Origin of the sequence: Rathayibacter tanaceti, assembly GCF_009834165.1 — a bacterium.
Lineage (GTDB): Bacteria > Actinomycetota > Actinomycetes > Actinomycetales > Microbacteriaceae > Rathayibacter > Rathayibacter tanaceti.
Genome location: NZ_CP047186.1, coordinates 1,034,648 through 1,046,938, shown reverse-complemented (window position 1 = coordinate 1,046,938; position 12,291 = coordinate 1,034,648). Strand labels below are relative to the sequence as shown.

Below are 12,291 nucleotides of genomic sequence, written 5' to 3'. Positions count from 1 at the left end.
CATGGCCCAGAAGGACCGCAAGCGCGATCGCGCCGCCGAGAGGGCGCGGGTCGAGCAGTCCCGAGAGATCGAACAGACCGAGGACTTCGGCACCGCCGAGAATGCGCAGCTCGCGAAGATGCTCGACCGCCTGCTCGCCGTGCAGCGACCCGCCGTGCTCGCGAACATCCGCCTGTTGCGCCGCCGCCGGCCGGGCGCAACTCCCGAGCAGATCATCAGCTCGCTCGAGCGCCAGTACCTCTCGAGCGTCGCCGCGGGCGGCGCGGCGATCGGAGCGACGGCCGTCGTCCCCGGCATCGGCACCGCCGCCTCCGTCGCACTCTCCGGCGCGGGCGCCGCGGGGTTCCTCGAAGCCAGCGCCCTCTTCGCCCAGTCGGTGACCGAGGTGCACGGCATCCCCCTGGAGGATCCGGACAGGGCGCGGGCACTCGTCCTCACCCTGATGATGGGCTCCTCCGGCAGCGAGATGGTGCGTCAGGTGGCAGGGCAGGCGGTGGGCGGAGGCAGCGGGCTCAACCAGTACTGGGGCTCGGTGGTGACGAAGGGGCTGCCGTCGTTCCTCGTGGGTGAGCTGGCCGATCGGGCGAAGAAGTCGTTCGCCAAGCACTTCCTCGCGCAGCAGGGCGCGGGGCTCGTCGGCCGGGCGATGCCCTTCGGCATCGGGGCGGCTCTCGGAGGGGTCGGGAACGCCATGCTCGGCCGCAAGGTCGTGCAGAGCGCACGCGACGCGTTCGGGCCGGCGCCGCAGGCGTTCGGCAACACCCTCGTGCTGGAGCCGACCCGCGCTGAGCGGAAGGCGCTGGCCGCGGGGCCGATCGAGCCGCTCCCGCTCTACGTCCGCGACTACGGCGGAGCGGGCGAGCGGGTTGCGCTCCTCCTGCACGGACTCGGCGCCGACTCCCGCATCTGGTACGCCCTCGTGCCGACGCTCCAGGAGCGCGGCTACCGCGTGCTCGCCCCCGATCTCGCAGGCCACGGCGGGTCACCGAAGTCGCCGGTCTACTCCCCCGAACGCTGGGCGGGGGATGTGCGCGCCTCCGTACGGCTGACACCCGACCTGATCATCGGCCACGGCCTCGGCGCCGTCGTCGCAGCACGGCTCGCGCCCGACTACCGGGCGCACCAGCTGGTGCTCCTCGACCCGGCGTACTCGGATGCTCGCGGCCTCACGGGCGCCCTGCGCCGCGGAGGATCGGTCGCCCACGTCGAGAAGGGCGACGCCGACTCCCTCCGCCACCGCCACCCGATCTGGACCGACGAGCAGATCGAGCTCGACGTCTCGGCGCTCGAGCTCTGGGATCCGGAGTCGACCGCGGGTCTCACCGCGCGCGGTGCGGCCGAGGCGCCCGACGGTTTCCCCGTGCCGACGCTCGCGGTGCTGCCGGAGGATCGGCTCGGTCACGACTCGCTCACGGGGGTGCTCGACAGCCGCGGCGTCGAGGTTCGCACGGTGCCGGGCGGCGGAGCGTCGATCCTCCGCGAGGACCGCGCGGCACTGATCGCGGCGCTGGAGGACCGGCTCTAGCCGTCCGGGCCTGCACAACACAGGCTGAGCGGGCGGATCGGAGCGCTGAGGCGCGGATTGTGACGCTCAGCCTTCGTTGTGATGGACCTCGGTCTCAGCGAGCGGCATCCCGAGCACGGTGCGGACGAGTGCTCCGCCGTCGCGGTCCTCGCCGAGGACGCGGAGACCGATCTTCTCGGCGACGCGCCTCGACGCGGTGTTGTCGGGGTGGATGATCGCCACGAGGCGAGCGGCGAGTCCGTGGGCGAGTGCCAGGTCGCGGCAGGCGGCAGCCGCCTCGGTCGCGTAGCCATGGCCGTGCAGATCGGGTCGCACATGGTAGCCGACCTCGAGCTCGAGACCGCCGGCGACTCTCTGCCAGGTCAGACCGCAGTCCCCGACGAACGCGCCGTCGACCGTCTCGACGATCCAGAGCCCGAAACCGTGCTCCCGGTAGTTCCGCCGGTTCCACTCGATCCAGGCGGACGCCTGCTCGCGACTCTTCGGCGCCGGGTAGTACCGCATCACCACCGGGTCGCCGAGAAGCTCCGCCATCAGGGTGAGGTCCGCGGCCGCCATCTCTCGGAAGCGCAGCCGGGCCGTCGCGGAGGGGAGCATCCGCACCACGCTACCGGCCGCGGTGCTCAGGTGCTCCCTCCCGACGCGGTGCACACGGGCAGAGGGTGGCGCAGCCTCGCGGCCAGCGCGCTACCTCTCCGCGCGAGCGGCGGCCTTCGCCGCCTGCTTGGTCGCGCGGACCTTCGCCAGCGACTCCGGCGAGACGATGTCGGCGACAGAGCGGAACGAGCCATCGTCTCCGTAGGCCCCGGCGGCCTCGCGCCAGCCGGCGCCCGAGAAGCCGCGCTGCTTCCCGAGCAGCGCCAGGAAGATCCGTGCCTTCTGATCGCCGAAGCCGGGCAGCGCCGTGAGGCGGGCGAGGACCGTACGGCCGTCGGGGTCACCGCGGGTCCAGAGGGCGGAGGCGTCGCCGCCCCAGTCGTCGACGAGCGCGCGGCAGAGCACCTGCACGCGGCCGGCCATGCTCGCGGGGTACCGGTGGATCGCGGGCGGCGTGCGGCAGAGCTCCGCGAACGCGTCCTCGTCGACGCCGGCGATCGAGGCCGAGTCGAAGGAGGTGCCGACACGGGCCAGGCGTTCCTCGATCCTGCGCGGACCCGCGAAGGCCGTCTCCATCGCGACCTGCTGGTCCAGGAGCATCCCGATGAGCAGGGCGAGCGGATCGCGGCTGAGCAGCGCATCGGCCTCGGGATCGTCGGTGATGTGCAGCGAGGAGTCACGGGTCATCCTCCAGGGATACCACGGCTCAGCGCACGGACGGTGCGGTCGACGAGGGCGAGGGCGGAGGAGAGCTCCAGGTCTCCGGCGTGCCCGTAGCCGAGCACCAGCGCCTCAGTCGAGGCGCGGCCCGAGAAGGCGTACTCATGCAGGGTGGCGACCAGCAGACCCTCCTGGAGCAGCGCAGCCGCGACGGCGTGCGCGTCCAGCGGCGCGGGCAGCGAGAGCACGACGTGCAGCCCGCCGTCGAGTCCGCTCGCCCTCCCCAGGGCACCGAGTCGGCGAAGGTGCGCACGAGCTCGCGCCGGTGCGCATACCTGCGCCGCGCGCGTGTCAGGTGCCTTCGGAAGGCTCCGCTCGCCATGAACTGCGCGAGCGCGGCCTGCGTCGGCCCCGACGCGGACGCGTCGCGCTCGTCGTCGAGCCCGACCAGCGCAGCGTGCAGCCACGACGAGGGCGGCACGGCGAGGTAGGCGATCCGGAGCCAGGGCGAGACCGTCTTCGAGAACGAGCCGACGTGCGCGACTCCGCCGCCCGAGTCGAGCGAGGCGAGCGCCGGCAGCGGAGCGCCGACGTAGCGGAACTCACTGTCGTAGTCGTCCTCCACCACGAGGAGCCGCCCGCCCGAGGCTCGGCGCACGAGCTCGAGCCGCTCGGCCAGGGCGAGGCGCCCGCCGGTCGGGTACTGGTGCGAGGGAGTCACGACGACCAGGTCGGCGCCCGAGGAGGCGAGCGCGTCGAGGTCGATGCCGTCGCCGCGCACCGGGACGCCGACCACCTCGTGCCCGTCCGCGCGCAGACGGCGCCGCACGGCCGGGTAGCCCGGGTCCTCGACGGCGATCCGCACGCCGCGTCCGAGCGCGCCGGAGGCCGCGCGCGCGAGGAGCGCGACCGCCCCGGCGGTGCCGCTGGTGACCACCACGTCGGACGCCTGCACGTCGACACCGCGGGACCGGCGCAGCTGCTCCGCGATCTGCCCGCGCAGGTCCGGGTCGCCGGAGCCGCGGGGCGGGGCGGACGGAGGCGCCGAGAGTGCGCGTCGCCAGGCCGCCCGCCACTCCGGGGTGTCCAGCGAGCGGGTGTCCGGGCGTCCGGGGCGCAGGTCGGTGCCGGCCGGTGTCGACGGAGCCGTCCCGACCACCCGGTGCGGGGCGGGCCGCGCCGGACAGAGAAGCCCGTCGGAGGCGACCGTGACCGCCGCGCGCGGCTGGGCGACGAGGTACCCCTCGCCCACGAGCTGGTCGACGGCGGCGACGACCGATCCGCGCGAGACTCCCAGACGCTCGGCGAGCACGCGGCTCGACGGAATCGGGTCACCCGCCTGGTAGCGGCCGTCGAGGACCGCCTGGCGCAGCGCCTCAGCGAGCGCCGCCCGCACGGATCCGCGCGGCGCGGGGCCGAGCAGCAGGGGGACCTCGAGATCGCCGGACGCCATCGGTCGCTCCATTCTGGACCATTCGAATCGTGGTCCAGTGGCATCCTGACAGATCCAGCGGTGCGGGAGGATCGCTGACATGGATACGCTCCCCCTCACTGACCGCACTCGCCTCACCCGACTCCGCGACCGCCAGCACACCGATCCCGCCGCGCTGCACGCGATCCTGGACGAGGCGCTGATCGCGCACGTCGCCGTGGTCCGCGACGGCGTCGCGATCGTGCTGCCGATCCTGGCCGCGCGCGACGGCGACAGCCTGCTGCTGCACGGGTCGAGCGGAGGCGGCCTGCTGCGCGAGGCGGCCCGCGGATCCCTCCTCACCGCCTCCGTCACGCTCGTGGACGGCCTGGTGGTCGCCCGATCCACCTTCGACAGCTCGATGAACTACCGCTCGGCGATGATCGTCGGCCGTGCGGAGGCGCTGGAGGGCGACGAGAAGGCTCGGGCGCTCGATCTGCTCGTCGCGCGCCTCCTGCCCGGACGCGCCGAGGAGGTGCGGCCGACCACGGCCCGCGAGGTCGCGGCGACGCTCGTGCTGCGCCTTCCGCTCACCGAGGCGAGTGTGAAGGTGCGGGCGGCAGGAGCCGGAGACGAGGCGGAGGAGGGCGTCTGGGCGGGAGTGGTGCCGCTGGTCACCCGCACGCTGCCGCCGGTGCCCGCGGAGGAGCGGGGGCCCGCGCTGCCGGACTCCGTCGCGCGCTTCGCCGCTGCGGTGGACGGCTCCGTGCCACCCTTCTCCTGAGCGTTACTTCGCGTCTTGGCGTGGGAAGACGACCTTCTGCACGACGATGATCACGGAGGCGGCGACCGGGATCGCGACGAGCGCGCCGAGCACACCCGCGATGGTGCCGCCCGCGACCGCCGCGATGACGACGACCGCGCCCGGCACCGAGACGGCCTTGTTCATGATCCGCGGGCTGAGGACGTACGCCTCGACCTGCATGTAGACGAGGTAGTAGATCGCGGCCACCAGCGCTGTGAGCGGCGAGGCGAGCAGGCAGGCGAGCGAGATGATCACGGCGGCCGAGATCGTGCCGACGAGCGGGATGAGCGAGCCGAGGAACGCCACGCACGCCAGCAGGGCCGGAACCGGTCCGCCGATGATCAGCAGGAGCACGAACGAGAGCACGCCGTTGACGCCCGCGAGCGACACCTGCCCGACCACGTAGCGTCCCACCGCTCCGGTGATCTCGTCGCCGACCTCGTGCGCCTTGGCACGGTGCGAGGCAGGGGCGAAGCGGTAGGCGACCGCCTTCATCGAGCGCAGCGATGCGAGGAAGTAGAGGGTCAGGATCAGCACGATGATCGCGCCGGTGACGCCGCTCGCGATGCCCGTGCCGACCGCGATCAGGCCGCCGCCGAGCGAAAGCAGGTTGTTCGGGTCGCCGATGAAGCTCTGCACGCTCTGGATCAGCTCGTCGACGTCGACGACTCCGCGCAGCTGCTGCTCGAGATCGAGCACCCACTTCTGCGAGGCGATGTCGTTCACGATCTGCGGGGCGCTGGTGACGAACAGCGTGAGCTGCTCGACGAGGATCGGGATGATGTAGATCAGCAGGCCGGCGAAGATCAGCACCACGGCGGCGAAGACCGCCGTGATCGCCAGCGGGCGCGGCAGGCGCTTGCTCTCGAGCCACGAGACCAGAGGGTCCAGGCCCAGGGCGAAGAACATCGCCACGAAGATGTAGGTGAGCACGGTGCCCAGCTCGACCACGAGACCGCCGAGGACCAGAGCGACCAGGACGCCCAGACCGCCGAACAGGCCGATCCGGAACGGGCGGATGGTGAACACCGGCTTGTCCGGGTCGGTCGAGACCACGAGGTCGGGCTCGACCGCGGGCTGAGCGGGAGCCGTCCGACGCCGGCGGGAGCGGGCGAGAGCGCGCGGGAGCATCATGCGTCGAGCGTAGCGGGGCGGCGGAAGGCCGCCGGCCGGTGCCCACGCCCGTGACCTGGTGGCCGGCGCTCAGCCCTCGGGGTCGTGCTCGTCGACGGCGGCGTCACCGCGGTGCAGGTCCGCGTGGCGCTCCCACTCGGCGAGGAGGTGCTCGATCGCCGTGTGGAAGCGGCGTGTGGCCGCGCCGGGCGCCGTGTCGCCGAAGTAGTGGAACACCCAGCGCTGGAGGCGCTCGACGGCCTCGGCATCGTGCTCGACGCTCTCGATGCGCCCGACGATCCCGGAGGCGTCCTCGGCCCGCAGCCACTCGGCATCGCCCAGGTAGCCGGACTCGTCCACCTCGGCCACCGAGCTGACCGGCCGTGTGACCAGCAGCGGACGCCCGGTCGCGAGCCGGTCGTAGACCATCGCGGACACATCGAGCACGGCGAGGTCGGCGGCCGCCAGCTGCCAGCCGAGCTCGGGCCCGGTGTCGTGCACGTGGCGGGCCTCCGGGTCGGCGGCGTTGGCGGAGGCGATCATCGCGATGATCTCGCGGTCGGCCGCACCGTAGTCGGCGTCCACGGCGCCGCTGCGCGGGTGCGGGCGGTAGATCAGGCGGAAGCGGCGGTCGGCGAGCAGGGATCGCACGAGCGCGACGCCGTGACTCCGGATCGAGCCGTAGCCGGCGGCCGGCCGATCGCCCTCCCAGGTCGGCGCGTACAGCACGACCTGGCGCTCGTCCGGCTCGAACGGCGTCCGTCCGGCGAAGTGGTCGGCCTGCGGGCGCCCGATCGCCAGAGCCCGCCGGTCGACGTCGTAGTCCCAGAGGACCCGCTGCAGGCGGGCGAGCGCCGCGTCTCCGGCGATCAGGCTGTAGTCGTAGGCCTTGAACTGGTTGGTCGTCATGTACATCTTGTCGCTCTCGCCGTGGTTGACGAAGACATGCCAGCGGCGCCCGTACCGCATCATCTGGAAGTTGCGGGCGTTCTGGTTGACGTACAGGATCAGGCGCAGCGGTTGACTCTCGACGGTGCTCTCGAGGTCGGCGACCGAGCGGACGTACGCGACCGGCACCGGACTCTCGCTCAGCAGCACCTGGGCCGCGCTCGCGGCGCGGCTGAGCAGCACCACCGGGTGGCTTTGCGCAAGCTCGGCCAGCGGCCGGTACCACTGCCGCACCTGGTAGAGGTTGATGTCGCCGTCGGCGAAATAGACGCCGATCTCGAAGCGCCCCTCGGGCAGCGGCCCCCGCTCGGCGACCAGACGCGCGACGGCGCCCCTGGCCCTCCGTGAAGCGAGCAGCTCGCCTCCCACTCTGCGGGCGAGTCGCGCATCGGTCAGGAGGCGGTCGAGGAGGGCGCGGGGGGCAGGAGTCATCTCCTCCAGGCTACCGGCGGAGGCGCTCGGATCGGGGCCGGCTCCTCGCCGAGGGCCAAGGGCTCAGTGCGGCGCGACCCGGAGCCAGACGAACTGCAACGGCCCCAGCCGGAAGCCCTCCCGCAGGTCGACGTCGACCTCGGTCACGAGGTCGACCGCTTCGGGCGCGAATCCGCCGAACCGCTCGGCGGACACCTCCTGCACTTCGTCCGAGACGTTCGCGAGCACGAGCACCGCCTCGCCGTCTCCGGGCCGCTGGTAGCCCAGCACGTGCGGGTTCACCGCGTCGAAGACGGTGAGCGCCGTGCCGGCGAAGAGCGGAGTCGCCTTGCGCACGGCGATCAGGTGCAGGAGCCCGCCGAAGACCTCGCTCGCGGCGGTGCCGGGGAGGTCGCGGTCGGCGTAGCCGCCGACCGGACGTCGGGGCCGGTTGACCCAGCGCGAGTCTCCCGCCGTCGTCGGGTCGTCGCGGTAGCCGTAGTCGTTGAGCTGGGCCACCTCGTCGCCGAGGTAGAGGAGCGGGAGTCCGCCCGTGCTGAGCGCGATCGAGTGCGCGAGGAGCACCCGGTCTATGCCGTAGGGGTCGCCCGCCTCGACTCCCGCCAGCGACGCCGTCGTACCCGAGACGCGTCGATCGCCCGTGCGCGGGTTCTCCTGGAACGGCACGCCGCGGGCGAAGGAGCCCTCGAAGCGGTCGGTGTAGAAGTCGTTGAGGAAGCGCCGGTGGCCGGCCGCGTCGATCCCGAGTTCGGCCGCGTCCTCGTCGGCGAAGGTCCAGCCGATGTCGTCGTGACCGCGCACGTAGTTCACCCAGGCCGTGCCCTCGGGGAGCGCGTGTCGGCGCTCGAGCGCCTGCGCGAGGAGGCGGACGTCGCGGGTGGCGAGCGCCTCCCACGTGAGCGCCATCTGCAGGGGGTTGTACGAGAGCTGGCACTCCTCGACGTCGATGTACTCGACCACCTCGTCGGGGTGCACGATCGCCTCGGACTTGAACAGCAGTGCCGGAGCCGCCAGGCGGCAGACCTCGTTGAAGGCGCGCAGCAGGAGATGCGCCTCCGGCTGCGACTCGCAGCTCGTGCCGAGCTCCTTCCAGATGAAGGCGACCGCGTCCATCCGCAGGGCGTCGACGCCCTGGTTCGCGAGGAAGAGCATCTCGCCCGCCATCGCGCGGAACACCTCGGGGTTGGAGTAGTTGAGGTCCCACTGGTACCGGTGGAACGTCGCCCAGACCCACCGGCCGTCCTCAAGCTGCACGAAGGAGCCCGGGTGGTCGTCGGGGAAGATCTCGCGGGTGGTGCGCTCGAAGGCGTCGGGCTGCTCGCGGTCCGGCGAGATCCAGTAGTAGTCCTCGAAGCGCTGCTCCCCCGCGAGTGCCCGCCGCGCCCAGTCGTGCTCGTCCGAGGTGTGGTTGAAGACGAAGTCGACCACGAGGGCGATCCCCTGCCCGCGCAGCTCGGAGGCGAGCAGGCGCAACTGGTCCATGTCGCCGAGGTCGGGGCGCACCCGCCGGTAGCTCGACACCGCGTAGCCGCCGTCGGACTCCCCCTCCGGTGCGTCGAAGAGCGGCATCAGGTGCAGGTAGTTCAGCCCGATCTCGCGGAAATAGGGGATCTCGGCGCGCAGGCCCTCGAGGTCGCCTGCGAAGCGGTCGACGTAGCAGACGCCACCGAGTGCCTTGTTCGAGAGGAACCAGTCCGGATGCGCCTCCCGCGCGCGGTCGAGGGCGCGCAGCTCCTCCGGCCGCTCGTCCCACGAGGACGCTGCGAGCTCGACGATCGCGACGAGCTGGTCGGCCAGGTCGGTGCGCCGGCGGTAGACCGACGCCAGCAGCTCGACCAGCCGCGGGAGGTGGACGTCGAGCCGCCCCCGGAACTCGGCGTCCGCGTCGAGGCCGGTGAGGCGTCCCCTGACCTCGTCGAGGAGGTCCGGCGCCGCCTGCTCCGAGGCGGGCTCGAGCGGGGAGAGCTGGGTCGAATCGAACACCGTCGTCCTTTCGGGGGCCCTTCGGGGCGGATTCCCCGATGCTAGACGATCGGCGGACGCCCGGCGAACGTCATCCGGAGCACGGTGCGCAGCGAGAGCACCCGCCGCTCGCCCGGATCGACGCGCCAGCCCTCCCGCCAGCCGGCGAACCAGGCGCTCAGTGCAGGGCCCTCGCGGCGCCAGCGGAGGCACTGGATCGCGGTCCACGAGGCGACGTAGACGAGGACCAACGGCACCGGCAGATTGCGCCGCGCGAGCCAGACCCGGTTGCGCGCGTTCAGCCGGTAGTAGTCGGCGTGCCGGGTCGGCTGGATCACAGGGTGCTGCGCCACGAGCTCCCCTGCGTACCACGCGATGCGCCCAGTGTCCCACACCCGCCAGGCCAGCTCGATCCCCTCGTGGGCGTAGAAGAACGGAGCCGCCCAGCCGCCCGTCGACGCGTACACGTCGCGGCGCAGCACGACCGCCCCCTCCCAGACCGAGAACACGGGTCCCGAGCGACGCGGGTCGCCCTTGAGGATCCGCGGGGTCCAGCGCCGTGGGCTCGGCGAGCCGTCGAGACTGTCGACCCGGGGCTGCACGAGGCCGATCCGGCGGGACGAGGCGAGCAGGGCGACCGCCTCGAGGAGGAAGCGCGGTGAGGGCACCCGGGCGTCGTCGTCGAGGAAGAACAGGTAGTCGCCCTCGACCGCGCCGGCTCCGGCGTTGCGGCCCGCCGGGATGCCGTGGTTCTCGGCGAGCGCAAGCGGTCGGACCCCCACCGGCAGGCCCTCGGGCGCCCAGCCGTTGCCGACGCAGACGACGTCGAGCACCACGCCCTCCTGAGCGAGGACGCTCGCCAGGCCTGCGGCGAGGTCGTCGGGGCGGGTCCCCTGGGTGAGGACGACGACTCCGACCCGCGGCTCAGGAGCGGACACGCTGCGAGGCCATGATCGCGACGAAGTGCCCGACGAGGGCGAGGAGGGCGAGCGGGAGCAGCGCCCCGACCAGCACGCGGTCGGCGGTGCCGGCTCCGACGACGAGACCCGCCAGGGCGGCCACGAACGCCAGCATCGTCAGCTCGACCGAGTGGTAGAGGCGGTGGAAGGGCACGAAGCGCGCCGCGCGGCGCAGCCGGGCGAGGCCGGAGGAGGAGGGGACCGCCTCCCCCTTCGTGTCGGCCAGCTTCGCCAGCCCCGCGTGCGCCCGAGCCACGTGCACCATGTCGTTGAGCGCCTTGTTCAGCACGATCACGAGCGCGAGCGCCAGGCCGACACTCGTCCAGAGGAAGTCGCCGGGGGTCTCGAAGGGGATACCCGCTGCCCGGAGCCCGAGCGCGAGGGGGAGGAGCGCCTCGGTCGTGTAGTGCCCCACCTTGTCGAGGAACACGCCCGCCGGTGAGGAGGTGCGACGCCAGCGCGCGACCTCGCCGTCGGAGCAGTCGACGAGCATCTGCAGCTGACCGAGCAGCAGCGCCAGGGCGGCCCCGGCGATCCCGGGGATCAGCAGCGCGGCGGCGGCACTCCAGCCGACCAGGATCATCAGCCCCGTGACGCCGTTCGCCGAGATCGACGTGCGCAGGAGCAGCCAGGTCAGGTACGGCGATAGGCGCCGGAGATAGAGCGAGGCCGTCCAGTGCTCGGCGTTGCGGCGTCCTCGCACCTCCGGCGGCTGCGCGACAGCGCGGAGCTCGGCGAGGGAGCGGGGTCTCGTCGTCGTGGTCATGCGCCCCTCGGCGGATCGGACCGCGGCTGGTGGCGGTGAGCGGAGATGTTGCTGGTCAGACCGGCGACTCCGAGCACGAAGCCGGTCCCCCAGGCGACGTGGATCGCGGGGACGACCACGGTGAACCACAGCATCGCACGGGCCCCGTCCCGCCGCGCGACGGCGATCGTCGCCGCGACGACCAGGAGGAGGTAGCCGGCCGGTACGGCGAAGCCCAGCAGCAGCCAGGGGGCGGCGCCGACGAGCGCCTGCACGATCCCGACGAGTCCGACGAGCAGGCCCAGCGCGAGCAGCGACACGAGCAGCGGCGGCGCGAAGTAGCGGACGGAGCGCGACGCCGGGAACATCCGTGTGAGCTCACCGCGCCACATCCCCGTCGAGAGGAACTGCCGCAGCAGGGCGCGCAGGGTCGGCCGGGGCCGGTAGGTGACGGTGAGCCGTGGAGTGAACCAGACGATCTCGCCGCTCTCCCGCAGCCGCCGGTTGAGCTCCCAGTCCTGGCCGCGCTTGAAGCGCTCGTCGAAGAGCCCGGCGCGCTCGAGGGCGGAGCGGCGGAAGACGCCGAGGTAGACCGTGTCGGCCGGCCCCTCGTGACCGCCGACATGGTGCGGAGTGCCGCCCAGGCCGATGCGCGAGCCGTAGGCACGGGCGACCGCGCGCTGGAACGGGGTGAGCCCCTCCGCTGCCATCACCCCGCCGACATTCGCGGCTCCGGAGCGCTGTAGTGCCTCGACGGCGACGCGCGCGTACTCGGGCGGAAGCACCGAGTGCGCGTCGACGCGCACAACGACGGGATGGCGGGAGGCGCGGATCGCCGCGTTCAAGCCCGCGGGGGTGGATCCGACCTCGTTGGGCACGACGCGGATCCGCGGGTCGGCGGCGCTGAGCTCGGCGACGAGCTCGTCGGTGCCGTCGATGCTCGGTGCCAGCGCCAGCACGATGTCGACGGGCCCGGCGTAGTCCTGGTGCAGCAGCGAATCGACCGCCGCGCGCACGTGGGTGACCTCGTTCAGCACCGGCATCACGTAGGAGACGCCGGGTAGGTCGGACAGATCGTCCGTCGGAGTCTCGGGCTGCATGGGTCCAGTTCGTGCGGGAGGAGCGCGGGCGCAG

11 protein-coding genes are annotated in these 12,291 nt (G+C 72.8%); 2 read left to right on the top strand and 9 right to left on the bottom strand.

The features are described 5' to 3' along the window. Position 1: 1 nt before the first annotated feature. A complete protein-coding gene (locus tag GSU10_RS04935) occupies positions 2–1,525 on the top strand; it encodes an alpha/beta fold hydrolase (protein WP_068210747.1) in 1,524 nt (507 codons plus the stop codon). 66 nt (positions 1,526–1,591) lie between these two features. On the opposite strand, the gene GSU10_RS04930 is transcribed toward GSU10_RS04935, so the two are convergent. The 3 genes from GSU10_RS04930 to pdxR form a co-directional block, all read right to left on the bottom strand. Continuing rightward, a complete protein-coding gene (locus tag GSU10_RS04930) occupies positions 1,592–2,122 on the bottom strand; it encodes a GNAT family N-acetyltransferase (RefSeq protein ID WP_068210776.1) in 531 nt (176 codons plus the stop codon). Positions 2,123–2,212: 90 nt separating this feature from the next. After that, a complete protein-coding gene (locus GSU10_RS04925; RefSeq protein ID WP_068210750.1) occupies positions 2,213–2,809 on the bottom strand; it encodes an HhH-GPD-type base excision DNA repair protein in 597 nt (198 codons plus the stop codon). Positions 2,810–2,828: 19 nt separating this feature from the next. Next, positions 2,829–4,235, bottom strand: coding sequence for a MocR-like pyridoxine biosynthesis transcription factor PdxR (pdxR, locus tag GSU10_RS04920; protein WP_158286079.1), 1,407 nt, complete (start codon positions 4,233–4,235; stop codon positions 2,829–2,831). Positions 4,236–4,314: 79 nt separating this feature from the next. Here pdxR and GSU10_RS04915 point away from each other — a divergent pair, with 79 nt between their 5' ends. Next, the gene (locus GSU10_RS04915; protein WP_068210760.1) at positions 4,315–4,977 is read left to right on the top strand and encodes a pyridoxamine 5'-phosphate oxidase family protein; all 663 of its coding nucleotides are present in this window, start codon (positions 4,315–4,317) and stop codon (positions 4,975–4,977) included. Positions 4,978–4,980: 3 nt separating this feature from the next. Here the strand turns inward: GSU10_RS04915 and GSU10_RS04910 are convergent, their stop codons facing one another. From GSU10_RS04910 to GSU10_RS04885, 6 genes are all read right to left on the bottom strand, one after another. Then, positions 4,981–6,132 (bottom strand): AI-2E family transporter, encoded by a 1,152-nt coding sequence (locus GSU10_RS04910; protein WP_236713601.1) that lies wholly within the window; start codon positions 6,130–6,132, stop codon positions 4,981–4,983. Between the two features lie 69 nt (positions 6,133–6,201). Next, on the bottom strand, positions 6,202–7,491 hold the full coding sequence (locus GSU10_RS04905) for a hypothetical protein (RefSeq protein WP_068210762.1): 1,290 nt from the start codon (positions 7,489–7,491) through the stop codon (positions 6,202–6,204). 63 nt (positions 7,492–7,554) lie between these two features. After that, entirely contained in the window at positions 7,555–9,474 is a 1,920-nt protein-coding gene (locus tag GSU10_RS04900) for an amylosucrase (protein ID WP_068210765.1), read from the bottom strand. 41 nt (positions 9,475–9,515) lie between these two features. After that, entirely contained in the window at positions 9,516–10,391 is an 876-nt protein-coding gene (locus GSU10_RS04895; protein ID WP_132504556.1) for a glycosyltransferase family 2 protein, read from the bottom strand. Beyond that, on the bottom strand, positions 10,378–11,178 hold the full coding sequence (locus tag GSU10_RS04890; protein ID WP_068210767.1) for a CDP-alcohol phosphatidyltransferase family protein: 801 nt from the start codon (positions 11,176–11,178) through the stop codon (positions 10,378–10,380). Before GSU10_RS04890 ends, GSU10_RS04895 begins: the two co-directional genes overlap by 14 nt. Continuing rightward, the gene (locus GSU10_RS04885; RefSeq protein ID WP_068210770.1) at positions 11,175–12,257 is read right to left on the bottom strand and encodes a glycosyltransferase family 2 protein; all 1,083 of its coding nucleotides are present in this window, start codon (positions 12,255–12,257) and stop codon (positions 11,175–11,177) included. Before GSU10_RS04885 ends, GSU10_RS04890 begins: the two co-directional genes overlap by 4 nt. Between the last annotated feature and the right edge of the window lie 34 nt (positions 12,258–12,291).